Origin of the sequence: Dyadobacter chenwenxiniae (assembly GCF_022869785.1) — a bacterium.
Classification (GTDB): Bacteria; Bacteroidota; Bacteroidia; order Cytophagales; family Spirosomataceae; genus Dyadobacter; species Dyadobacter chenwenxiniae.
The window spans coordinates 2,346,066-2,370,858 of the sequence record NZ_CP094997.1; the positions used below are offsets into that span (position 1 = coordinate 2,346,066).

Consider the following 24,793-nt stretch of genomic DNA (forward strand, 5'->3'; position numbering starts at 1 on the left):
ATTAATTATCAAAAAGCTGCACTTCCCAGCCCATATAATTGCCTAGTGCTTCTTTAAGAATGCTTGCTGTTTTTGACGCATTCATCACCACATGGTGTTCAAATCCATTGCGGCAGATGTATTGCATGAGGTCTTGCAGGTTCGGGATCTCGGCCACGGCCCGGTTTCCAAATGTTTTCAATGTGTCGTCCGTGAGCCTGCCTTCTCCAATGTATGCCTTCATCACGCCACGTGGGTCGTCGGTGCTGATGCGGCCAAATGTAAGCGGCATCGCAGGCGTACGGCCGGATAAAGCGCCATACGTATTTTCTTCTCCGACAGAAGTACCCAAAATCGGGGCTGTGCTGATCTCAATGTCAGGCAAAAAGGATTTCGCCCAGTTGCCGCAATGGAAAAGCACACATTTGTTATCATCGTTCGCATAATTGTTATTCCAATCCACGAGCGCGCTCGGCGAGCCGGATGCGAGTTGTAGGGCGTACATGCTTAATGTTCCGGTTACATCCACTTCACAGCCGCTGGGGAGCATATTTTCGCTCATGATGCTCATGCTCGTGCACACATTGCAACCGTAATTTTTCTGCACAGAAGTCCAGCACTGAATAGCCGTGGCATCCAGTGCATTCTCCTGCATAAAATCAGAAAGCACGACGTCGAGCTTCGCCATTTGGATCAGTGCTTCGTCGGGTGTTCTGCCTGTGGAAGCGTAATCCCGGATCCTTTGCAGCCGCTGCTGCACGCTTGCATCCTGGGCAGTAAGCTTGTTGGCATTGCCCAGGATTTCCGAAAGGTCGACCGTGACGACGGAAATACCGTTTCTTTGCAGTATTTTCTCGCTGTAACGAACGGTGTTAAACCCTCCCGGACGCGCGCCAATGGCACCAATACGCACATTACGCAAGCCTTTGGTGACGCGGCAAACGGCTGTAAAATCCAGCAGATCTTTCACAAATGATGGATCCGACGGATGCACCACATGCTTGGTAGTCAGTGTATATTTTATGCCAAACTGATATAAATTATTGCAAGCAGAAATCTTCCCGCACCACGAATCCCTGCGTCGGGCAACATCCAGTTTATCCAGATCATCCGGATAACCCTGCACTAAAACAGGCACATTCAATTCCGCCAGCTTCAATGTTTCAGCAATGCCTCTTTCGTCTCCAAAATTGGGTAATACAACCAGCACGCCAATGATCTCATCCCGATGCCTCCGGAATAATGCTGCGCATTTTTGCGCGTCCTGAAATGTCTCCACACCACCCAACTTGGTGTCTTCGGTGTCGAGCATGATGCTGTTGATTTTCAGTTTCGACAGCAGATCAATGATTTCCACGCGCGCTTCCGCGACCAGCCTGTCCGGGAAAAAATCCCTGTTTCCAATGATGACACCTATACTTCCTTTTTCGCTCATAGTTAATTTGTTGCTTCTTTTGCCCCGGGTTGAAGCGCGGGGCAATATATATTGTTTAGCCGGATGGGCTTTTAGTCAGCTATGATCAGTTCAATTTCATTGTCGTGAAAAAGCTGTTTGTGTTTTTCCTCGATTCCTGCGTCGGTGATCACATAATCGATCAGCGACAGCGCTCCTAAACTGGCGAAAGCGCTTTTGCCAACTTTCGTCGAATCCGCAACCAGATAAGTTGTATCAGCTGCGTCTATCATGGCTTTTTTTACAACTAAATCACTGATACTTGGATAAGTAAGGCCTGACTTCAATGACAATCCTGCCGTGGCCAAGAACAACTTCTGGACATTCAGACCTTTGAAAAAATCTGCGGCTTTTTGTCCCGTGAGCGACAATGTGGGTGGCTTGAACTCGCCTCCCGTCATAATTACTTCAATTCCCGTTTCGGCGCCCAGCAGCAAGGCAATGTTCAGTGCATTTGTGATTACTGTCAAATGCCGGTTGCTTCCTCGCAGCTTTTTGGCTATCTCCGTCGTTGTCGACCCCGAATCCAGAATAATGGTGTCGCCATTGGCAATGTATTCCAGGCATTTCGCCGCGATCAATTCCTTTTTATCCAGATTTTCCTGGTTAGCCAGCGAAAAGTTGCGGACCTGATCTTCCACATTTTTCAAAAATGCACCACCGTGCTCTTTGGTAACCAATCCATCCTTTTCCAGTTTATCCAAATCCTGCCGGATCGTCACTTCGGTCACCTTAAAAAGTTTAGCAAGATCAATGACCTTCGCCGAACCGTCTTCTTTGAGCAATTCAAGTATTTTGTCCCTTCTCTGATTTGCGAGCATTATGTTATAGTTTGTAGTCCTTATGGTTTTTACCTAAAAATAGAAGGAAAACAATTAAGTAATCGTATCACAACAAAAAATAAACGTAAGTGCAGTACAAATAGATAGGTTTTACATATGAAAAGCAAATTTGCGAAAATAAAAGAAAATAAAAAATAATAACTGAAAATATAATACTATAATTGTGATACAAATTCCTTGTATGTGAATACCAGACCTTGATGATGCCTATTCAACGACTATCCCAAAAGCTTGCAGCAGCGGTCATGCTTTTTTACGCGCCGCTCGCTATTGCCCAGATTGACAATCCAAGTCTCCCATTTGACACATTGAAACTGGATAATCTGGACCAATTTCGCAACGCAGACACTGGAATCTGGCACATTGCGGGCACGGTATCCGCTGACAGAAAGCAAATTGGAAACCTTACCAAGGACAAGGAAAAAGGAATTCTATATTATAAACCCAAGAAAAAAAGTAAGCCCCTCACTTCCAAGGCGGAATTCGGCGATGCGGACATTGAGCTTGACTTCCTTTTGTCAAAAGGCGCATCGTTACGTGTGTTGCTTCACGGCCGCTATGTCATCAGCATCACGGACGACTGGATGAAAAAGGAGAATCCCGGTGCGAAAGCGCCCGGCCTTTGGCAACATTTAACAATCCATTTCAGGGCAGCAGTATTAGATAAAAATGGAAAGGAAACGCAATCAGCAGGCTTTGATAAAATCCTGCTTAATGGCCAGGAATTTGCAAAAAGCACAGAAAATCAGCCTATTAATACGCAGCAAAAAAGCACAAACAGGTCATTGGCATTCGTTGGAAATGACCTTCCATTTGCGATTCGAAAGGTTCGCTATAAAATTTACACAAAAGACTCGATCCGCATTTCAGCCACTCGTTTCAAGGTTTATCAGGGTTTACACAAAAACCCGGACACGCTTGCAACGCTCCATCCCAGGCGCACCGGAGTTACCGACACACTCTCACATTTTGTAGGCGACCGCAAATCGCAGCTGGTGATGGAGGGTATGATGGAAATTCCATATGATGGCGACTATCTTTTTAAAATGATTGCCGGGGGCGGTGCCTGGTTTTACATCGATGGAAAACAGGTTATTGACAACCGGGGAACACGTGACTTTGAGCGTGCTTTTTATGTCAAACACACATTAACAAAAGGGAAACATCCATTCAAAATTGTCTATTCAAATTCCGATGAATGCCTGGTCTTACACTATGAAGGTCCTCATGTTCCCTGGCAATCGCTCACGACACCCGCTTCCATGCGCGTGAGTGAACGGTTTGAACCTTTGGAATACAAGGTGAAAAACAAACCTGCTGTACAACGCGGGTTTATGATGCATCGCGGTAAAGTCAATCCTTACGTGGCCTCGGTCGGCATCCCCTCACTGGCGTCAGACAGGACAAACAGCGGAAATAATTACGCTTACGACATGAAGCGATATAACCTGCTAGCCGCGTGGCATGGACGGTTTATTGATGTTTCCAACATGTGGACGGAACGTGGTGAGAAACAGCTGGAAATCCCCTTGGGTGCCAAACTGGAATTTACGCAAAAGCCTCTGTTAGCATACTTAACATCGCCCCAGGCCTCCTGGCCGGATTCGGCGCAGACAGCAGACGGCGTTTTCGCAGGTTGCGGTTACAGGCTCATTGACAATGGCTTACCTGTTTATTTCTATACATTGAATGAGAACAGTGTTGAAGATTCTTTATATCCGGCACCGGAAAATGAAGGCTTGACCAGAAAAATCAAAACTGTTTCAAAATTGGGTAAACCAGTCTATCTCCTGCTGGCAGAAGGAAGCGCGATCGAACAAACCACCCAAGGCGGCTATGCGATCGATGATAAGAGTTATTACATTGAAAATTTGCAAACGGGAGGAGTCGAGCCCATTCTGCGGCGGGATAACGGCCGCCAGCAACTCATCATACCAATTCAAAATGAAACGCTTACGATTAAGTACGATATAATATGGTAAGGTGCGCAATCATTGCTTTGCTTTTCATTTGTGCAATGGAATCGTTCGCTCAGAATGTTCCGGAAAACGAAAGCAAATATTACAAAATAACAACGGTGCCTGTGCCCGACAGCATTATGCTGGAAGTAGGCGGGCTGGCTTTTACCGACGAAGATAAATTGGGCGTCGCCACGCGGCGCGGCGAAATCTGGGTGATAGATGATCCTTATCAGACAAAAAGCAACTTGCCCCGTTACTCGCTGTTTGCCAGCGGCTTGCACGAACCACTTTGGCTAGCTTATAAAAAAGGCGCCTTCTTCACCACCCAGCGCTCCGAGCTTACGAAAATGTCGGACAGCAATGGCGATGGGTTGGCTGATCTTTTCCAAACCATTTACGCCTGGCCTATTTCAGGAAATTACCATGAATATTCCTATGGACCTCTGATCCTGCCAAACGGCGAAATGCTGGTGACCCTCAATTTATCGTGGGTAGGTCGTGGAGAAAGCCTTACCAAATGGCGCGGATGGATGCTCAAAATTACGGAAGATGGCAAAATGACGCCGTTTGCAACAGGTATGCGTTCACCGGCTGCTTTTGGCCTCAATGCTTCCGGGGATATTTTCGTGGCTGAGAACCAGGGAGACTGGATCGGCTCTGGACGGATCACGCACCTGAATGCAGGTGATTTTGCCGGTCATCCGGCTGGCCTGAAATGGGCCTCTGAACCAGGTTCTCCCCTTGATTTAAAACGCGCGTCCTTTGCTGATTCGATCGGCATTATGTACGACTATGCACAGGGAAAGCCCCATTTTAAAGTGCCCGGCATTTGGTTTCCACATACGGTGATGGGCATATCCACTTCGGCGATCATATCCATGGATTCTGAAGAAGCCGGGCCGTTTAAAGGCCAGTTACTTGTTGGTGATCAGGGCCATAGCAAAATTATGCGAGCGTTTTTGGAAAAAGTGAATGGTCAGTATCAAGGCGCTTGCTTTCCGTTTCGTGAGGGATTTGCTTCCGGAATTTTACGGATGGCCTGGGGAAGTGATCACTCTCTGTTTGTCGGCATGACAAGCCGCGGCTGGGCGTCTACGGGGAAAGATCTTTTTGGTTTACAAAGAGTAATTTTTCCAAAACAATTTCCCCTTGAGATTAGGGCAATGCGTATTACTACAACTGGTTTTGAATTAGAATTTACCAAGCCTGTCAACAAAGCAATTGGCTCAATGACTGAAAATTACAAGATGACTGGCTTTACATACAGCTATCACAAAAAGTATGGCAGTCCGGTCATTAACGCTGGCAATTGCAATGTGAGTAAGGCCGAAGTTTCGGAAGATGGAAAAAAAGTGAATTTGACAGTAAACGGGCTTCGCGCAGGTTACATTCATGAACTAAAAATTGCAAATATAGCGACGCAGGAAGGCGAAAAACTGCTTCATCCGGAGGCCTATTACACCATCAACGCATTCCCGGAAGGAACGAACCACGCACATCACGAAATGGCGCACACAAAAACGCCTCCGATAGCAGCAGGTTGCGGAAGCGATTCATCCAAATCAATCCAAGAACAACCCGCCGACTGGAAAACAGGCGCTGATATGACTATCAATATGGGCACAAAACCTGGCTTGAAATTTGACAAGGAAATCCTGGAAGTTAAGGCGGGCAGCAAAGTGAAGCTTGTTTTCAATAACAACGATGATATGCTTCATAATCTGGTCATTACAGCGCCGGGCAAAGGGGAAGAAGTCGGCCAAAACGCCATGGATATGGGCCTAAACGGCACCAACGCCGGCTACATCCCCGACTCGAAATCCGTCCTCTTCCACACTTGCCTCATCCAGCCGGAAGCTTCGCAAACCATCTACTTCACCGCGCCGAAAGCGGGGGATTATCCGTTTATATGCAGCTTTCCCGGGCATTCGTTTGTGATGAAGGGTGTTATGAAAGTGCGGTGAATGCAACATTTAGCTTACCTGCAACAGGAAATAGAGCGCTTGTCGGACACCTTACCTGTGAAGAAAAATTTTCGGGGACTGGGTCTGATTTTTTGAGATAATTATTTGAATAATTTATTCTGTCCTCTCAAATGAGTAAAAACTTTTACATCTTTCTCCTTTCAGCACTTATATTAAAAAGCAGTTTTACTTTTTCCCAGACCCTCCCACCCGCGTCAGCCACAGAAGATTGGTCTGTGAAACCGCCGGTTGTTATTCCTGCGGAAAGTCCGGATTTGCCGCCTTCCGACGCCATTGTTTTGTTTCGCGGGAAACAAGATTTAGATAAGTGGAGGCATTTGGACGGGTCGGCTGTGAAATGGGAAGTTAATGCGGAGGGAATGACGATTGTGCCTAAAACAACAGACATTCAAACGAGGCAAAAATTTGGCAATAGCCAGCTTCACATCGAATGGAAAACACCTGACCCAAAGGAGGATAAGGGCATGAACCGGGGCAATAGCGGGGTGTTTTTAATGGGGCTTTACGAGTTACAGATCTACGAATCGTACAATTACGAAACCAGGATTTATTACAACGGACAGGCGGGAAGTGTTTATAAACAGCATATTCCCCTTGTGAATGCAGCACGGAAACCGCAAACCTGGCAGAGCTTTGACATCATTTTCGAAGCGCCCGTCTTCAATGCGGACAAATCGTTAAAAACGCCTGCTTATATGACGGTTTTGCATAATAATGTGTTGATCCTGAACCATGTTGAGCTCAAAGGGCCGATGGTTTATCAGGGTTTTCCGAAATACGAATATCATGAAGCGAAAATGCCGCTGCGACTGCAGGAGCATGGCAGTCGCGTCAGCTTTCGTAATATCTGGATCAGAGAATTTTAAGACGCCTGACCGTTTATTCAAATAACCAATCAAGCGTTTTCCCAATTTTGTCCCCGGTCTCAGACCCTTTCGGATCCTTGTCAGCGCTTATAAAACCCAGAACGAGCACTTTCCCTTTTCCGAGCGTCAATACATTTTCGCCGGCAGGAAATTGATAGGAATGCACATTCACGTCCGGCAAACCAGAGAATTTCAATGCACCGGCAAGGCGCACTTCTGCCTGACCGAAATCATTGGCGCTGGCGTCTGTTTCCAGATTTGGCGGGGCTAAAAATAATTTGTTCTTATCCTGAAAATAGCCAATCAGCACTTTCACAGGCTTTTCTGCTTTAAATTTAATGCTCGTTTGAGATGCCTTCTGCTTGTCTGCATCCATCCTGACAGCCTTCAAAGATTTCAAAACATCCGCCAATCCGGTAATGATCGACGCCTCGTCTGCATATACAGGCTGTCCTTTTTCCAGTGAGAAAGTTTTCAGGCTTTTGTCCACGAACGTGACCTTGGCGGGTTTCAGCGCAAGCATAGAAGGCTCGCTGACGTTACCAGCTTTGAGTTTGCTAATGTTGTTTTTGAAACTGGCCAATTCCTTTTCATAGTAAGGCAGCAGCTCCACCCAGGTCTTGTTTTTACCATCATCCCCTCCTACCGGCACGCGTCGTTGCGCCGTTTGCATGCTGTTGGCGTATAAATAAGTGTCCCTGGTCAGATCCGCGAGCCGTTTAAAATGGGCAACGCTCTTTTGGAGGTGCGGGACGGCAGTTTCCAGATCGGAAACATTATTGGAATATTGATATTTTAAAACCAAAGCCGCAGCCTTCACTTTTTCAGAAAAGAAATCCGCTAATGCCTCATTGCAATACACATCATTTTGCACGCGGTCAAATTCTTCTTTGTTCCTTTTGACGTGCAGAGCCGCTTTTTCAATGGCAGCTGCGGCCAGCTTTCCGTGTTCGACAACCTCATCAATGATCTGTACCGGCGTTTCTCCAATGTGTTTTGCGCCGCGGGATTCTTTCTCCATATATTCCGTAAGGCTCTCTCCCTCAGGCCCATCGGAGTTATAAAGCTCTGGCCAGACCCGGTATTTTTTAGGATTGACAAGCTGGCTCATGGTCATCCCTAATGTGAGCGTCTGCCGGTTGCCGTTTGTTATACCAAATCTTCGGAGCAGTTTAGGCGCTATTTCTCCTGCCTGTTCATAGGCTTCCAAAACTTCCCCTCCATGTTCGCCGATATCAAAATCATCGCCCAGTTGTTTGGTCCAATAAGCAATTTCCTCCTTCCGGTCGCGGCGGCAGTTCCATGCATAACGCGCCCAGGCTTTGTACCAAACCCAGTCGCGGTCCATTTGGAGCTGTCGCGGCGTGACATTGTCTGCGGAATAAGGCCAGTCCCAGTAAGACGCCTCGGGATATAAATGCAGCCCATTTGCGCCATGCACATCGTGCATGGCCTGGACGCTTTTTTGGATAAAATCGGCCGAACCATACCGGAAAGGCTCCAAATTTGCCAGGATGTGCACATTATCAATATGTGTGGAGCCCAGCTCGCTCATTTCCCTGTGCATTTTAGCCCATGGCCCGCGTGGCTGGTAAGTTGTCAAAGCCTCACCATTATACTTGTTCATGGTGTATAAATTTTTGTAAAGCGGCAAAGCGGCTTTCATGACGAGCTGCGGATTCGTATCATGTCCGCGCAACACAATCGGCGGCTGCACTACGCTGTCCAGTTTCGCAAGGCCGTCCTGCACGCCGGGAATGATCGTTTTGGTAAACCATTCTACATCCGACTCGTCGCCTTCCATGGCTTCTCCAAGCGTGATGAGCAAGCCCACGTTCGGATACTTTTCAACGAAAGCGGCAATGGATTTTCTGGTATAATCGGCGATCAGCGGGGTGATAGGACGCTTTCTATCCTGCGTTTTGATCCCGTGTTTTTCGGCGAAAGGTTTGGAAACAATAATATTATAAAACATCTGAATTACCCATATGCCACGCTTATCGGCTTCCTGGGTCAGAAAACTGAAAATCTCTTCATTTTTTTTGAATGTTTCGTCATCCACTTCAACCGCATAAGGATAATCTTTCAGTTTAACAAGGGAGGCAAACGGGTGGCCATTCCAAAGGTAAAGGGAGTTCATCCGGTTCTCTACGAGCATATCCAGATATTTGATCCACAAGGATTTATCATAAAACCATGGGAAATTTTCGGGTGTGTAAGGGTATTCATAGACTGTGCGACCGGGAAGGTAAACCGGTTTCTGAACACCAATGCAAGTCCCGCGCAACACCATTTCCGGCTGATCTGACACCGTTAATTTTTCAGGAATTTTGCCTTCATTTTTAATGCGCTCAACCATTTCCATGCAACCATACAAAACGCCTGATGGATCGGAACCTGCCAGGATCAGTTTTTTACCCGCAGAGAAAATTTGAAAACCTTCTTTACCCGGGCTTCGCGCTGGCACGTCAGACAGCTCTTTCAAGAGCATTTGTATCAAGCCGTCCTTAGCAATGCCAATGAAAATCGTCTTTACTTTTCCAGCCGGTGGCATTTTGGCTCTTTTAGGCAACATGGTCACTTCAAAACCATTCTGCCTAAGCGTTTCAGACAGCTTTTTTATGCCAAAATCGATACGTGCATGGGACGTGCCGGCCACATAAATGTTGATCTTTTTTTCATCTGCAACACTGGATTTGGCTTGGGCCAATGATGAAAATGCCAGCAGTATTAAACCAAGGATAAGACTATATTTTTTCATTCCGTCTCAATTTTAAAAACGTAAGCAATGTCTGAGGGAACCCTCGTTTTTGCGGGAACTGTGATTGTCAGGCCACCTGCCGACAAGGTATTTTGACATTTCACCAGGTTTTTTAAACCGAGCAGATTAACATTCGTGACCTTCCCGGCAAGACGCTCGGATGTCAACTTCTTCAAGTTAATAGCATTTTCGCCTGGCCAATCGAGGAAGATGGCGTAAAGTATTTTTCCTTTTTTCGTATAATAAACCCTTTGACCCGCAGGCGTGGTCTCGCCAAAGACGCTGAATGGACGCGTGTCATAAATCGCCTCACCAAACGACCACATCCAGCGACCCACTTTGTAAACCACATCCTTTTGATCGTCCGGGAAAGTGCCGTCGGCCTTCGGCGACAGGTTCAAAAGCATTTGTCCGTTCTTGCTAACCACTTCAATTAATGTATGAATGATCTCTTTTGCCTGCCGGATTTCCATGCCCTCCGTGTAGCCCCAGGAATAAGAAAGGCCGGTCCCGATTGAATAGTCGCATAGCCAGGGCTTGTCGATAATGTTCTTGGGATTCGAATTTTCATGATCTTCCATGCCAACCCCCAGGGGAATGTCTTCGCCTTTGTAAGTCACAATCACGTCCTGCTTACGCTTATCCGCCTCGTTGAAATAATGGGCGAGGTAAGTTTGCAGGTTCTTTTCGGGCACTTGTTCGAGCCAGGCGTCGTGGTAAATAACGTCCGGATGATATTTGTCGATCAGCTCTTTGCACTTTTCCATCCACATTTGTTCCCACTCTTGCTTATTCATGGTCGAGCCGTAAAGCTTCGCATATTTTGGATCCGAACCAGCCCAGCCGGGTTTCATTTTAACATTGGTGTAGTTCAGTTCATGGTGCAACGAAGTGAAGAACTTCATTCCACGCTTTCGGATCGACTTTTCCAATTCGCCTACAACATCCCTTTTGGGGCCCATATCTTTTGCATTAAATGGCGTTAAGTCGCTGTCCCACATAGCAAAACCATCATGATGCTCGGCAACCGGCCCCGCAAATCGCGCGCCGCCTTTCACGAACAGATCCGCCCATTCATCTGCATTGAAATGCTCGCCTTTGAACATTGGAATAAAGTCGTGATAATCGAACTTTTCCAAAGGCCCGTACAGCGCAAGGTGGCGCTTGTAAGTCCCCAGTTTGGAGTAATCCGGGCTGTCATTGTGCATGTGCTGAATGTAATGCTCATTGTTATAAGCAGGTACGGCATATACGCCCCAATGGCAATAAATCCCAAATTTCGCATCCCGCATCCAATCGGGCACCTCATTATGCTTTTCCAGCGACGACCAGCTGGGCTGGTAAGCTGACTGGGCAAAGAGTTTGGCAGGGTGACTAAAAGCGATTACCGCCAGGCATAAACCAGGTAAAAAACGATAGGAGGATAATTTCATATTTTGAAACAATGTTTTATAATTCAGAAAAAAATTTAATCTTCGTAGTACATTAAAACACACACTAAATGGTTATTCTTTCCAAACGAATGATTAATGCGTTTGCAGAACTGGAACCGCGATCAACTGATGCACTTTTACATTGGTATAAGCATTGCAAAGCGGCTGACTGGTCCAGCTTTTCGAATTTAAAGCAGACATTCAGATCAGCCGATTTTGTTGGGAATGACCGATACGTTTTTAATATAAAAGGGAATGATTATAGGCTGATAGCAAAAATCCATTTCGATGTTCGTACGGTTTACATTTTGTTTATCGGAACGCATGCCGAGTATGATAAAATTGATGCTGCCAAGATTTTACACAAGAATTAGGATATGGAAAATGATAAGATAATTTTTTCAAATGAGGCGGAATATGAAACGGCGATGAAAGAAATTCTTTCTCTCATGAATAAAGGAGAAGGAAATCTGTCAAAGACCGAAGCCTGGAAACTCCGTAAAATGGCTGTCGCAGCCGAAGAGTTTGAGGACGTTCATTATCCCTTGCCGAAGCCCAAAACCATCCCCGAAATGGTTGAATTAAAGCGGTTTCAGCTTAAACTTACGCAGGCAGCGCTGGCTGAAATGCTGGGGCTTGGTAAGCCAAAGCTTTCGCAGATCCTGAATGGCAAGCGTGAGCCGGATGTTCCTTTTCTAAAAGCTGTTTACCAAAAATTAGGCGTTGATCCGGGCTTTTTGCTGGACAATGCTTAATTGCCTTTACCGAGCCAGCGGCAACCATACCGACATATCATTGTGCCCCCGGTTGCCCCAGGCGTAGTACGGAACCAGGCGGACCGGGATTGTTTTCGGCGTTTCTGCGGAAACTTCCCGGTATAATTTCTTGCTCCAATCCGAATTGTCAACCAGCAACGCATCACCTTGCAGGCTCATGACCGGACTGTTCTCAATGATTAATGGAGTCGGTTTTAAATTGTTTTGGATACTGATTGCGACGTCGAAAATGCTTCTTCCCTTTGGCAGGTCGATGGATTCGAGGCAGTAAACAACAGGCCCACGCTTTACGGCGATTTGATTTCGCGTTTCCTCCACCAATGGATTCGATTCGATCAATTTTACTGGCATAGGAAGCGTGATTTCAATTTTGTCACCCGCTTTCCAGCTGCCTTTTATTTCTGCATAGGTTCCCGGAACAAGCTTTGCATTATGCGCCTTTCCATTGACCAATATCTTCGCGTCGCCACACCAGCCTGGAATCCTAAGAAACATAGAGAATGGTTCTTTTGGCGCTTCCTGCAAGGAAATATTCACTTTCCCATCCCAGGGATAATCCGTTGTCTGGGTCAACTTTAATGAACCAGCTTTGATTTTTGTATCCAGATTATTTCCACCATACAAATTGAAAAACACACCTGCGTCCGACAGGCTGTAAGCGTACTGGCTCACTTCCGAAACAGTGCGCACCGTATTTGGCGGACAGCAATTGGATTTTGAAATATAAGGTACCCTATCCTTCGACCAGCGCTGCGCAAAAGGGAGCGAATCGGAGTGGCTTAATGGGTTGGTATAAAGAAATTTATCTCCTTTGAGGTTAATGCCGGACAAGACGCTGTTGTACAAGGCCAGCTCCACGATGTCCGCGTACTTGGCATCGCCGGTAATTTGCAGCATCCGCCAGTTCCAAAGCACATTGCCAATGTTCGCGCAGGTTTCGTTGTGTGCCGTGTAATTCGGGAGCTGGTAATCCCTTCCGTAAGCCTGATGAACCTTTTGTACGTCATCCGGTTTGTACGAAGTTCCGTCTGGTGAAACGCCGTCGTAAAGCGAGCCACAGGCGCCGGTAACGTACATTTTGTGCTGCGTAACGTCGTCCCACATGGCATGGAGCTGTTTCAAAAGTGCAGCGTCCCCGGTTTCCGCATACACATCGGCGACGCCCGCGTACAGGTAATTAGCGCGAACGGCATGGCCCATTACTTTGGTTTGTTTTAAGAAAGGAATCCGGTCCTGGTTGTCGTCTGTGCCTTCGGTTGCTCCCTTGATAGAAATCAAATGCTTGACCAATGTCAGATATTTCTGATCGTGGGTGGTGCGGTAAAGTTCGGACAGACCCATGTAATGAGATGGGCAAATGGCATTCCTGGATTGTTCAGGCGTAGCAGTGTTGTAAAAACCGATTAAAAAATCGGCTGCTTTTTTAGCGACACTGAGTAAAGATGTCTTTCCCGTTGCGCGGTAATGCACGCAAGCTGCGGTCATTAAATGGCCGAAATTATAAGCTTCGAAACTCAAACGGTCGGCAAACATTTGCGCTTCACCGCTCTTCTTTTGCTCGATAATCGCCTTGGTATAAATATAACCGTCCTCACGCTGGGCTTTTGCCATGACAGCGATTGCCTTATCCATCATTTCGTCCAGTTTTTTGTCCTTTGTGACGGCGTACATGCTGGCAACGGCTTCAAATGTTTTATAAAAATCACCGTCATGAAACGAAGGGCCTTTAAAATTCCCTTGTTCTAAGCCAGCAGCAATTTCGAAGTTCCGGAATGAATGACTGATGGTGGGGTCCGTGTAAGTTTTCCAGAGTTCCGGCACCATGGTTTCCCGGCATACTTTAAACCGATCGGCCCAGAATCCCTGGGTCCATCGCACCGCGTTCATGTCGGTTCCATGCAGCTTAGCGAAGGAACTTTGCGAAGTGTTTACCAGCGCATTATCCTGTGCATGAAGCATTTGCGCAATCGACAATGCGAAAAGTGCGATGGTTAGTTTTTTGCTGTGTTTCATATCTTTTTTGATGCAAGCGTTTCGAGACTTGCCAAGTCTTAAGACTTAGCAAGTCTGTCTAACTCTAACTTCCCTTACTTATTAAATATCTAACATAATAAACCGCTTCCCGATCCTTCATGCCCGCATTCGGCAGGTCATACATTTGATCCGTAGGTGTGTCTGCGTTGGGAAAACGGCGGGTGTCGCCGGTGCGGAAAGTGATGCGGCTGACGGATTCAAGGGGGGCAAAAAGAATGTTATTACCAAGATTCCTGCCATTAACGGTAACGCTGTAAAGTCGCGTTTCGGTGTTGAGCTGGATCTTGATCTCGTATTTTTCGCCTGGCTTATAGGTCACTAGATCTTTATTTCGGTAACCGGCCTTTGCCCTGAAATTCCCTGTTGAATCAAATGAAAGCCGGATGCCCGGTGTGCCCTTTGCATCCTGAAGCTCAATGTCCAGCAAACCATGATCATTCTGTTTTGGCTCAACAGAAATTTCCGCAACCAGTTTTTTAGTCGCCGGGATCACGCGTTCTGCTTTGGCATAATCAAATGGATCTGAATCTTTTAACGATAGCAATTTAGCGCCATCTTGCCCTTTTTCAATGCCCACGGCGGCCCAGAGCGGACTGTAAATGTTCCATTCCGAAAGCTCTTTCCCTTCCGGCAGCTCATGAAAACGATCCGTTGCATGTTTTTCAGCCACCGACCTGATCGGCACGGGAATAGATGAAATCCAGATATCCTCTTTGTTCATGCTGTATGAAACCCACAACTTCCCATCGGGAGGTGTGCCATCGCCCTCGCTGATGCCACGCGGATATTGCGGCCCGTAAGATTTGTAATTACCGCCATAACGCATGGAAGTGATCTCACCATTAACGAGCAGCAGGTTTTTGTAATTGATCCCATCATCACTCACCGAAACCGCTAACGGCCAGCGAAATTCAGATGGATTATAAACCGTGGCATACTTTCCGTCGGATGTCTTCTGCCCCCAAATTTTGGCGTTACTATTGACAAATCCGGGCGCTCGTTTAGGCTTGTAAAGCCAGGTCGCACCATTGTCTGCGCTCATGCTGGTTAAGGCATTTTTCCAAAGTCCCACCACTCTGCCGTCTTGTAAATGATACGCACTGAGCGCCTTATACTCCCCTTTTAACGATATTAACGGATCGTCCCGGTCTGCTTCTTCCACCCATTGCTGTGTCACCAGTTTGTTCGCCAGCAACTCTTCGCAGGCTTTGACAAATTCCTTGTCTTTGCTTTCAGAAAACAGCGGGTAATCCGATTTTTGCTTCCAGGAAGCATTCGGTCTGATGAAATAAATGGGTCCAAAACTGCCATCTTTCTTGATCTCCCTAACTACACGGCCAATCCCGTTTCCATCGTTCGGATCGTCTTTGGCATCCAATGCAATGCCGTAGTAGGCCAGTGTGAGCAATTTTTTGCTTTTGGAAACATAAAAACCCATGCGTTGATGCATCACCGCGTAAAGGTCTCTGGCCGTTCCGGAATGCGTCTTTTTTGTTGTCCCGTCCGGAATTTTATATGGCGGGAATAGCGTAACCGGTTTCGACCAGGAGCGACCGTCCTTCGACGTTTGCAGGAGTGTTTGTCCCGGCGGAATGTGTTCGCCAACGGGGTTACTCAGGTAATTGAGATAATATGTATCATTCCAGTAAGCCAGATTAGGCGCGTGATTATAAGTCCAGGTTATAGCCGTGTCTTTGCCCGGATCGTCGCGGTTTACCCTTAACGTCTGGTAGGAATGTGCCCCGATCGCCGGCGTAAGCGCGCCGTGATGGTAATCGACATTTACCAAAGTTTTCCCTGTGTAACGGATCGTGTCCTGCGCATGCGAAAGCTGCATGCACAGGACTGCCACCAATGTTGTTATTTTCAGTTTAGTATCCTGCATTCTGCGTTATTCTGGAGTTCTGATCGCGGACAATGCTCGGGATCGGCAACAGTAATTTTTGTTCTGAAACATTTTTCCCTTTGGCCGCAAGCACTGGGATCGCACGGTTTGTTCTTTTCAGGTCAAACCATCTATGAAATTCGAAGGCGAGTTCCGCCCTGCGCTCGTGTTCCAAGGCCAGCGCAACCGTATTGTATTTGGCAGGATAAGCGGCTGTTCCATAAAGCGGCAATGCAGCTCTTTTCCGCACTTCGTTTAGATAGGAAACTTCTCCTGTCGCCTCAGTAAGCATTAAAAGCACGTCGGCGTAACGTAATACAATGAAATTGTTGTTTGCTGCGATGTTTTGACTGATGAGCGGCGCTGTCTTATCCGTCCATTTTTTAGGAAATCTAGCGGCTGTAAAATTACCTTTTGCATCCACGAAACCCGTGTCAATGCTCGCTTCTTTCCGCGAATCGCTTTTCTCGAATTCATTCCAAAGGTCGTCCGCAACCTGGTTCATGCCTGCTCCGTAAAAACCTAACGCATTGGAATTAGGGAAAAATTCGAGATAATAATTGCTGTAAGGGTTAGTCGCGCTGCCGCCTAAAAACTGGATTTCGAAAATTGATTCTTTGGTATTTTTGTTTTTTACGTCCCAAAGCGATGCATAAGACGGAAGCAGTTCGTATTGTTTGCTGTCATAAATTTCTTTCAGTTCTTTTGCAGCATTCGTTTTATCGCCGGTTGTTAAGTATACTTTCCCTAACAGCGTTTGCGCAGCACCTTTCGTTGCCCTTCCGACAATGCTGGAAGTAGCCGGAAGTTTTGCTTTGGCTTCGTTCAGATCTTTGATTATCTGCGCATAGACCTCCGCCGAAGGCGACCTCAAAATGTTATAGGCCTCAGCAGCGGTTACCGGCTTTGTTACCAACGGAATATCGCCCCAGATCCGCACCATATTAAAGTAATAGAGCGAGCGGAGGAACAACATTTCGCCCTCTGTCTGAGATTTATAAGTGGCGTCAATATCCGCCGTCGCAATCTTGTCTAAAATGATATTTATGTTGTAAAGCGACTTGTAGAAATCCTGCCAGAACTGGTAAACCATTGTATTCGCCGGAGCCAGTGAATAGTCGCGAAACTGCCATTTATCGGCCTGGTTTCCAGAAATATTGAAGATCGTAACATTGTCGCTCATCAGTTCACCTGCGTAGGAAACGGGCCCCTGCGGGTGGTAAACGGTTACCAATGTGTTGTAAGCCGCATTGGTAGCAAGGTCGAAATCGGTCCTTGTTTTATAGAAAATCTCAGCGTTCGGGTTCGAGATCGGAGCAAGTTCCAGGAAGGAATCTTTGCATCCCCACGAGGCTGCCACGAGGCTGATTAGAGTGACGATTTTTATGATATTTTTCATTTTTGTTTTTTTAACGTTTTTATTTTTGCCAAAAATGCACCGCAGCGGCGGGCGCTGATTTACACGAATGTAATGAGTGTTGACTGGTGAATTAATGGCATTAAAAATCAGCCTTAATCCCAACCGTAATCACTCTGGGCAATGGATAGGATCCATAATCTACGCCCTGAAAGGCTCCAGGCACCGGCGCATTTCCGCTGCTATACGAACCGGCAGTTTCCATGCTGCTGCTATATGACGTCGTTCCGTAAGTGGTGTTCTCGGGGTCATAACCTGTGTATTTGCTAAATAAATGCACATTTTCAGCATTCACGTAAACCCTGGCACCGCTGATTCTGAGCTTACTGCTCCATTTTCCAGGCAATGCATACGAGACTCTCACATTCCTCAACCTCACAAAAGATGCGTCCTCTACCCAGTAAGACGAGAATTGTTTCTGAAGACCCAGGTAATTCACCGAAGGCTTGAAATGTTTGCCGTCCCCCGGTTCCGCTTCCGAACGCCAGTAATTATACATGCTCGCAAAGAAATTGCGGCCGTTATCCCAGGTGCCTAAGTAGCGCACATTGTTATTGGCAATCTCTCCGCCAAACGACCCCTGGAACAAAAACGAAAGCTCAAAACCCTTATAACCAACCGTATTGGTGATCCCGGCAGTGAAATCAGGTTGGTAATTTCCCAAGATCGTCCGATCGGCATCTGAAATTTTACCATCTCCATTCACGTCGCGCACTTTCGGATCGCCAGGTGTTGTGCTGCTGTGGTGCGGGTAAGCGTCTATTTCGTTTTGATTGTTGAAAACGCCGTCGAAAACATATCCGTAAAAATTCGAAACAGGCTGCCCAACTTCCGTACGGACCGTAACCACATTATCCACATACTGAATCGGCGCATTGCCTGGCCCGAGTTGCAGCACTTTATTGCGGTTTCTAGATATGTTGAAATCCGTCGTCCAGGTTAAATCGCCTGTCAGGTTTTTCGTGGAGATATTCAATTCCACACCCCGGTTGCGCATTTTACCAATGTTTGTCAATTGGGATGAAAAGCCGGTTATATCAGGAACCGGCACGAAAAGGAGCATATCACGCGTAATGGAATTATAATATTCAGCCGACAGATTGACCCGGTTATTAAATATCGCCAGATCCACACCCACATTGAACTGGTTCGTCTTCTCCCATCTCAGCCCTGAATTGGCGAGATTACTCACTTTCAAACCATTAGCAAGCGTTGTCCCGTTCACATAAGGCGCAGAAGCAAGCAAACTGATCGGTCCGTAGTTCGGGATCTGGTTGTTTCCCGTCACCCCATAACTAGCGCGGATTTTCAGGCTGTTAATGGCGCTTACACCGGATAAAAAGCTTTCGTCCGAAATCAGCCAACCCGCTGATACAGAAGGGAAATAACCCCATTTGTTATCCTCACCAAAACGCGACATGCCATCGCGGCGAATCGCACCGGTCAGAAAATATTTGTTCTTAAAATTGTATTGGACCCTTGCCAGATATGAGAGCAGCGACCATTCACTGGCTGTTGTATTTCCAGCAGTTACGGTTCCCGCGTTCAGCGTGTGAACCAAGTCGTTAGGGAAATTATTGGCGGCCACGAACATGGTTTCGTCGCGCTGTTTTTGACTCGTATAACCCAAAAGGCCCGTCAGTGCATGTTCTCCGATCTTCTTTTCGTAGGTCAATGTATTCTCGCTTAGCCAATTGAACATGTAAGCATCGCCCGCATTTCCCTGTGCTGCAAGCACAGCCGAGTAACCATATTTTTGTTTATCATTCCAATAAAAGGCATTGCGCGTATTATAAAGGTTACCGCTAAGGCTGGTTCTGAACCGCAGATTATCCACGATCTCATACTCCATAAAGCCCGTTGCAAGTGTGTTAAAAGACTTTCTCGCCTTGTCGAGCTCTCTCGTGAGCGAATACGGATGCCATAAATTCATGTCGTTATAAGACGTAAAACGAAACCATGTAGAATTCGGATCACGGAAACCGAGGTTGCCATTTTCATTATAGACCGGAAAATGCGGGTTACTCTGTAAACCGAGACTGATTACATCACTCTTTCCCTGCGTTCCTTCCGTACGGTCAAAAATAGAAGTGATACCGAGGTTCAGACCGACACTTAACTTTTTGCTGATCTGGGTTTTAATGTTGGATCTTACAGCCAGACGTTTGTAATAATTCGCATCCAAAACCGCAGTCTGATCCAGATAAGCGGCGGAAAACATGTATTGCGTTTTCTCAGTGCCGCCCGAAATCGTTACCTGCGCATTATAGGACGGCGCCGTGCGGAACATGACATCCTGCCAGTTTGTGCCTTTGCCAAATTGTTGCGGGTTGCTCGTAAAATCTTCCGGAATTTTTAGAGTTGCCGGCCTGGCGCTGTTGGGATCACTTGCCTTTCCTCCTTGCGCAGCCCATGCATTATTTTTTGCATCAATGTAAGTCTCAATATACTGCTGCGCGTCCATCATTTTGACGCGGCGAACCACTTTCTGCGATCCATATTCAACATTTGCACTCACGCTGACTTTCCCCGGCTTGCCCATTTTGGTCGTAACCAGGATTACGCCGCTGGAACCTCTTGAACCGTAAATCGCAGCCGAAGAAGCATCCTTTAAAACCTCGATCGACTCGATATCCTGTGGATTAATAAGGTTTAAATTGAAGTTTTCCAGCGGAACGCCGTCCACAACGATCAGCGGATTCGTGCCTGCTGTAATCGAGCTGACGCCGCGAATTTTAATCACCGGCGAAGCGCCCGGCGCACCTTGTGATTGCGAAATGTTGACCCCCGGTAAAGTTCCGGCAAGGGATTGCGTCACATTACTAAAAGAGCGGTCTTTGAATTTGTCATAATTGATGGAGATAACTGCCCCGGTAACAGCCCGTTTGCTTTGTGACCCATAACCTACGACCACCATTTCCTCCAACGACTTGCTTTCCGAAATAAGCTTCACCGAAATAGCTGTGCGGCTCCCAACCGTTTCTTCAACGGATTGATAACCAACGAAACTGAACACAAGAACCGTTTCCCGATCAGGCACATCTATCTGGAATGTTCCATCCGCGCCCGTCGTTGTTCCCCGTTGTGTTCCTTTGATCACGACGCTCACACCCGCCAGCGGGTCTGTGTCGGTAACGCCCGTCACGCTGCCTTTCACAGCGAAACTCTGCGCATTTACGACCGGCACCGCCAGTATAAATGCCAGGATAATCGGTAAGATTTTCTTCATATGCAGGAGAATTAAATTTTAACTGGTGCAGTGTTTTTCTTTTACTTTCTTTTTTATTCTATTTTTTACGAAAAATAGGAACATTTTTATTCACAAAAAACTAATTGCAAATATTTATGTCTTATTTCGATAAAAAATTGTTTAAAACCATTCAACTCAGGTGTTTTGACTACAAATTGTCTTTCATTTGAAGTGTATTATTTGATAAATAGAAACAAATAAAAAAGCCTATGCAGATGCACAGGCCTGGAAGAACTTCTAAAAGTTACAGATTGATCAGCCAACCGCCTCCCGCCAGCCCAAATAACCCGATGCAGCGATAGAATTATCAGGCGACGGATTCACCGTCGTATGGTCCCTGCTCAGACCTTTCAGAAACGCAATGCTTTCATAAACACCCGCTTGCAATCCCGCCAGATAAGCGGCTCCCAATGCTGAAACTTCCGGAAAACCCAGATTAACCACAGGTTTTTCCAAGAGATCGGCCAGAAACTGAACGACAAATGTGTTGGCAGTAAGCCCGCCATCTATCTTCAATTCCTGCAACAAAATACCCGTATCCGACTCCATAGCCATGATTACATCCTTAATCTGATAAGGAATGGATTCCAGTGCAGCCCTTACAATGTGATTTTTATTGCAATCGAAAGTCAGCCCGGTGATGGAAGCTTTGCGGCTCATGTCCCAATGTGGTGCACCCAGTCCGCTGAATGCCGGAACCAGATATACGCCGTTATTGTCCCGGACCGCATTCGCCATTTCCTGCGTATCTGTAATCTCACCAAACATTCCCAGGTTATTTTTCAACCACGAAATCGTCGCGCCACAAGTCACGATGACGCCCTCCAATGCATACTCAACATGCTTGCCCATGCTCCAACCAATGGTGGTAACCATACCATTTTGAGACGGTTTCGGGAATTTACCAATGTTCATCAGGATGGAAGAACCGGTTCCTAATGTTGCTTTTGCTATGCCGGGAGCGAAGCACCCTTCCCCAAAAGCAGCAGCGTGCGAATCGCCGATCATGGCTGAAACTTCGATTTTGGTCTCCAATAAACCTCCAAAATCCGTTGCGCCGAAAGATGACGAAGACGGTTGAATATCAGGCAATTGAAGGTTATGCAAATCAAATTCCGCAAGCAACTTTCTATCCCAATCCAATGTATGGAGATTAAAAAACATGGTGCGCGATGCATTTGTATGGTCGGTGCGGTAATATGCTCCGTCAGTTAATTTATAAAGCAACCAGGTGTCAACGGTCCCAAAAAATGCTTTCCCCGCCTGAATTGCACTTTTCACCTCGGCATGGTTTTCATTCAACCAAATGACTTTCGAGGCCGAAAAATAAGGGTCAACCAGCAAGCCTGTTTTCTGCCGGATCTCACTTTCCAGACCGGATGCTTTGAGCCGTTCGCAAATTGCGACTGACCGCTTGCATTGCCAGACGACTGCCGGGCACAATGAATTCCCCTTTTCATCCCATAAAACAAAAGTCTCACGCTGATTGGAAATGCCGCATGCTTTTATTTCAGAAACGATTCCGCCTTTTGCCCTGAGGTCGGCTAAACATTTTTCGACCGAGCCTAACACATTATTATATATTGCTTCCGGATCCTGTTCCACGAACCCTCCGTCCAGATAGCTCGTGTGAAGCGGCTCAACGCCACGTGCAACAGCCATGCCGTTTATATCAAACAAAACTGTCTTGGTGCTGCTTGTTCCTTGGTCAATTGCAAGTATAAATGGGCCGTTCATAGGAAAGGAAATTCAGAAAGAAAATAAAACAAAGACATTCGCAAGTAAAGAAAAACACAAGAGGGTTTTACTGCAAATTCAGATTAGCATCCAGTTTGTAATGTTTTCCCTTCACAGTGTTAAAGGCAAAGCGTTTGGAGCCGTAACGCACATGGCATTTGTTACCCGCCTTGGAAAGTATGTCAACGGATTGCAGCTGACCATTTTCCCATTCCATTGTAATCTCAAAAGCGCCTCTGGCAACCAAACCAGACACTTTTCCTTGTGGCAGCGCCTTGGGCAAAGCGGGCAACAAATGCAATTCCCCGAGATGGCTTTGAACGAGCAATTCCAAAATACCGGCCGCACCACCAAAGTTTCCATCGATCTGAAAAGGCGGATGTGCATCGAAAAGATTGGGGTAAGAACCTCCCCCGCCTTTCTTCACGGATGAGTCCATGATTGGGTTAAATAACTTTCTAATCATTGCATACGCATGCTCACCATCCAGAAACCTCGCCCAGTAATTGATTTTCCAGGCCAGGCTCCATCCTGTGCCATCATCACCCCTGAATTCCAGTGATTTTTTTGCTGCATCGAGCAATTCCGGTGTTTTTTCCGGCGTGATTTCCTCCCCAGGATAAACGCCCCACAAGTGTGAGACATGCCTGTGATGGCTGGTTGTATCGTCTATGTCCGCCATCCATTCCTGCAATTGACCGGCCTTACCAATCTGGTTAGGAGCAATTTGCGACGCTAACTTTTCAAGTTTTGCAGCAAATTGCTGATCTTTTCCCAGGACATTCGCGCTTTCAATACAAGCCTTGAATAAGCCTCTTATAATCTGATGATCCATGGTTGGTCCTGCCACTAACCCGCCGTTTTCGGGTGAATTGGAGGGTGAGCTGATCAGCTTTCCGGTCTTCGGATCTTTTACCAAAAAATCTGCAAAAAACTCCGCTGCGCCCTTCATGAGCGGGTAAGCCGTTTTTTCAAGAAAATCTTTATCCTGCGTAAAGCGGTAATGTTCCCACAAATGAAGGCTAAGCCACGCGCCGCCCGTGACCCAGATCCCGTGATCCGAAGCATTGATCGGTGCCGCGCCGCGCCAAACGTCAGTGTTGTGATGCACCAGCCAGCCATTGGCATGATAATGTTCCCTGGCAACCTCCGCACCGGTTTCCGAAAGATCGCGAATCATGGCAAAAAGAGGTTGGTGACATTCCGCCAGATTGCCCATTTCCGCAGGCCAATAATTCATTTCCGTGTTAATGTTCACGGTGTATTTGCTGTCCCAGGAAGGTTTCAGCTGGTGGTTCCACTTCCCCTGCAAATTGGCCGCATGTGTGCCCGGACGGCTGCTCGCAATGAGCAGATATCGTGCATATTGCACATATAAGGCCAAAAAAGCCGGATCGTCGGGATTCTCTTTGAATTTCAAAAGCCGTTCGTCGGTGGGTAATGTCGCATTATCTTTGCCTGGAAGTTTTAAATTAAACCTTGAAAAAAGCGCTTGGTGATCCGCAATGTGTTCCTTCATTGCCTGCTCATAAGCAGGGGCATTTTTTAGTAAAGCCGCTGTTTTTGTGGCCGGGTTTCCAGTTACGGTTTTGTAATCAATATAATTGGTTGCCGCTGACAAAATTAGCGTTGCTGTGGTTGCGTTCTGAATGCTCATTTTGCCATCCTGCTGGCTTAGTTTCCCATCGGTGAGCACCTTCATTTTAGCAACGCCTTCCAGCACACCATTTTCGACCTGGACGTTCAGGGCCAGCTCATTGGCGTTACCGGTCGTTTTCTTATTCACATGAATTGCGTCCAGTCGGACAGTAAAATTGAGCTTACCAGACCGATCCGCGGTTAGCTTTACATAAATCGCCTTCGCAGGATAGCTGGCAAAAACCTCTCTTTTATAACCCACATTTCCATTTTTATAAGACACAAGCGCAACCCCTTTTTCAAGATCCAACTCCCGGCGATAGTTGATAGGTTTAAAATGTTCAGGGAAATCAATGTATATATCACCAAAAGCCTGATAAGCCATTTGCCGCAGTGGAACCCCCATAAATTGCTCCGCAGCCAGCTTTTCCGCCTCCTCTTGCTTGCCCTCATTCAGTAAAGTCCGGATTTGTCCGAGATATTGGTTTGCGCCTTTGCGTGCATAACTTCTGGGTTCACCCGTCCATAATGTCTCTTCATTGAACTGGATCCGCTCACTTTCGACGCCGCCATAGACCATTGCCGCCAAACTTCCATTACCGACCGGAAGCGCGTCCTCCCACTGTTTTGAAGGTTGTTTATACCAAAGTTTCAGGTCTTGCGCACTGCTCGGCAAAATGCTCAGACTGACTAGAAGCCCGAGCGCTAATGTTGCTTTTAGAATAGATAATGAGTTGAAAATCATTTCGTAATGTTTAATTTTAAAACAGATCAGT

Annotated in this window: 15 protein-coding genes; 5 read left to right on the forward strand and 10 right to left on the reverse strand. The window is 46.7% G+C overall.

The window, feature by feature from the left end; genetic code table 11:
• Position 1 precedes the first annotated feature (1 nt).
• The gene (locus MUK70_RS09680) at positions 2-1,414 is read right to left on the reverse strand and encodes an L-fucose/L-arabinose isomerase family protein (protein WP_234656375.1); all 1,413 of its coding nucleotides are present in this window, start codon (positions 1,412-1,414) and stop codon (positions 2-4) included.
• A gap of 71 nt (positions 1,415-1,485) precedes the next feature.
• A complete protein-coding gene (locus MUK70_RS09685) occupies positions 1,486-2,253 on the reverse strand; it encodes a DeoR/GlpR family DNA-binding transcription regulator (protein WP_234606594.1) in 768 nt (255 codons plus the stop codon).
• Between the two features lie 221 nt (positions 2,254-2,474).
• Here MUK70_RS09685 and MUK70_RS09690 point away from each other — a divergent pair, with 221 nt between their 5' ends.
• From MUK70_RS09690 to MUK70_RS09700, 3 genes are all read left to right on the forward strand, one after another.
• The gene (locus MUK70_RS09690) at positions 2,475-4,256 is read left to right on the forward strand and encodes a PA14 domain-containing protein (RefSeq protein WP_234656374.1); all 1,782 of its coding nucleotides are present in this window, start codon (positions 2,475-2,477) and stop codon (positions 4,254-4,256) included.
• Positions 4,250-6,199: a plastocyanin/azurin family copper-binding protein gene (locus MUK70_RS09695; RefSeq protein WP_234656373.1), complete on the forward strand. Its 1,950-nt coding sequence runs from the start codon at positions 4,250-4,252 to the stop codon at positions 6,197-6,199. The genes MUK70_RS09690 and MUK70_RS09695 overlap by 7 nt, the downstream gene beginning before the upstream one ends.
• A 131-nt stretch (positions 6,200-6,330) precedes the next feature.
• Positions 6,331-7,086 carry a 3-keto-disaccharide hydrolase gene (locus MUK70_RS09700; protein ID WP_234656372.1) on the forward strand — a complete coding sequence of 252 codons (756 nt, stop codon included), beginning with the start codon at positions 6,331-6,333 and terminating at the stop codon, positions 7,084-7,086.
• Positions 7,087-7,099: 13 nt separating this feature from the next.
• On the opposite strand, the gene MUK70_RS09705 is transcribed toward MUK70_RS09700, so the two are convergent.
• Positions 7,100-9,847 carry an alpha-d-galacturonidase gene (locus MUK70_RS09705; protein WP_234656371.1) on the reverse strand — a complete coding sequence of 916 codons (2,748 nt, stop codon included), beginning with the start codon at positions 9,845-9,847 and terminating at the stop codon, positions 7,100-7,102.
• Complete coding sequence (locus tag MUK70_RS09710; protein WP_234656370.1) at positions 9,844-11,280, reverse strand: alpha-L-fucosidase; 1,437 nt, start codon at positions 11,278-11,280, stop codon at positions 9,844-9,846. The genes MUK70_RS09705 and MUK70_RS09710 overlap by 4 nt, the downstream gene beginning before the upstream one ends.
• Before the next feature lie 68 nt (positions 11,281-11,348).
• Between MUK70_RS09710 and MUK70_RS09715 the strand changes: the two genes are divergently transcribed.
• Both MUK70_RS09715 and MUK70_RS09720 read left to right on the forward strand, forming a co-directional pair.
• A complete protein-coding gene (locus MUK70_RS09715; protein ID WP_234656369.1) occupies positions 11,349-11,654 on the forward strand; it encodes a type II toxin-antitoxin system HigB family toxin in 306 nt (101 codons plus the stop codon).
• Between the two features lie 3 nt (positions 11,655-11,657).
• On the forward strand, positions 11,658-12,035 hold the full coding sequence (locus MUK70_RS09720; RefSeq protein WP_234656368.1) for a helix-turn-helix domain-containing protein: 378 nt from the start codon (positions 11,658-11,660) through the stop codon (positions 12,033-12,035).
• 6 nt (positions 12,036-12,041) lie between these two features.
• Here MUK70_RS09720 and MUK70_RS09725 read toward each other — a convergent pair whose 3' ends face one another.
• From MUK70_RS09725 to MUK70_RS09750, 6 genes are all read right to left on the reverse strand, one after another.
• Complete coding sequence (locus tag MUK70_RS09725; RefSeq protein ID WP_234656367.1) at positions 12,042-14,069, reverse strand: aceric acid hydrolase; 2,028 nt, start codon at positions 14,067-14,069, stop codon at positions 12,042-12,044.
• A gap of 64 nt (positions 14,070-14,133) precedes the next feature.
• Entirely contained in the window at positions 14,134-15,975 is a 1,842-nt protein-coding gene (locus MUK70_RS09730; RefSeq protein WP_234656366.1) for an exo-alpha-sialidase, read from the reverse strand.
• The gene (locus tag MUK70_RS09735) at positions 15,962-17,374 is read right to left on the reverse strand and encodes a RagB/SusD family nutrient uptake outer membrane protein (protein ID WP_234656365.1); all 1,413 of its coding nucleotides are present in this window, start codon (positions 17,372-17,374) and stop codon (positions 15,962-15,964) included. Before MUK70_RS09735 ends, MUK70_RS09730 begins: the two co-directional genes overlap by 14 nt.
• Positions 17,375-17,474: 100 nt before the next feature.
• On the reverse strand, positions 17,475-20,621 hold the full coding sequence (locus MUK70_RS09740; RefSeq protein ID WP_234656364.1) for a SusC/RagA family TonB-linked outer membrane protein: 3,147 nt from the start codon (positions 20,619-20,621) through the stop codon (positions 17,475-17,477).
• A 276-nt stretch (positions 20,622-20,897) separates the two neighbouring features.
• Positions 20,898-22,379, reverse strand: a complete 1,482-nt coding sequence (locus MUK70_RS09745) for an FGGY family carbohydrate kinase (protein WP_234656363.1) — start codon at positions 22,377-22,379, stop codon at positions 20,898-20,900.
• 67 nt (positions 22,380-22,446) lie between these two features.
• The gene (locus MUK70_RS09750) at positions 22,447-24,762 is read right to left on the reverse strand and encodes a glycoside hydrolase family 95 protein (protein WP_234656362.1); all 2,316 of its coding nucleotides are present in this window, start codon (positions 24,760-24,762) and stop codon (positions 22,447-22,449) included.
• Positions 24,763-24,793 lie beyond the last annotated feature (31 nt).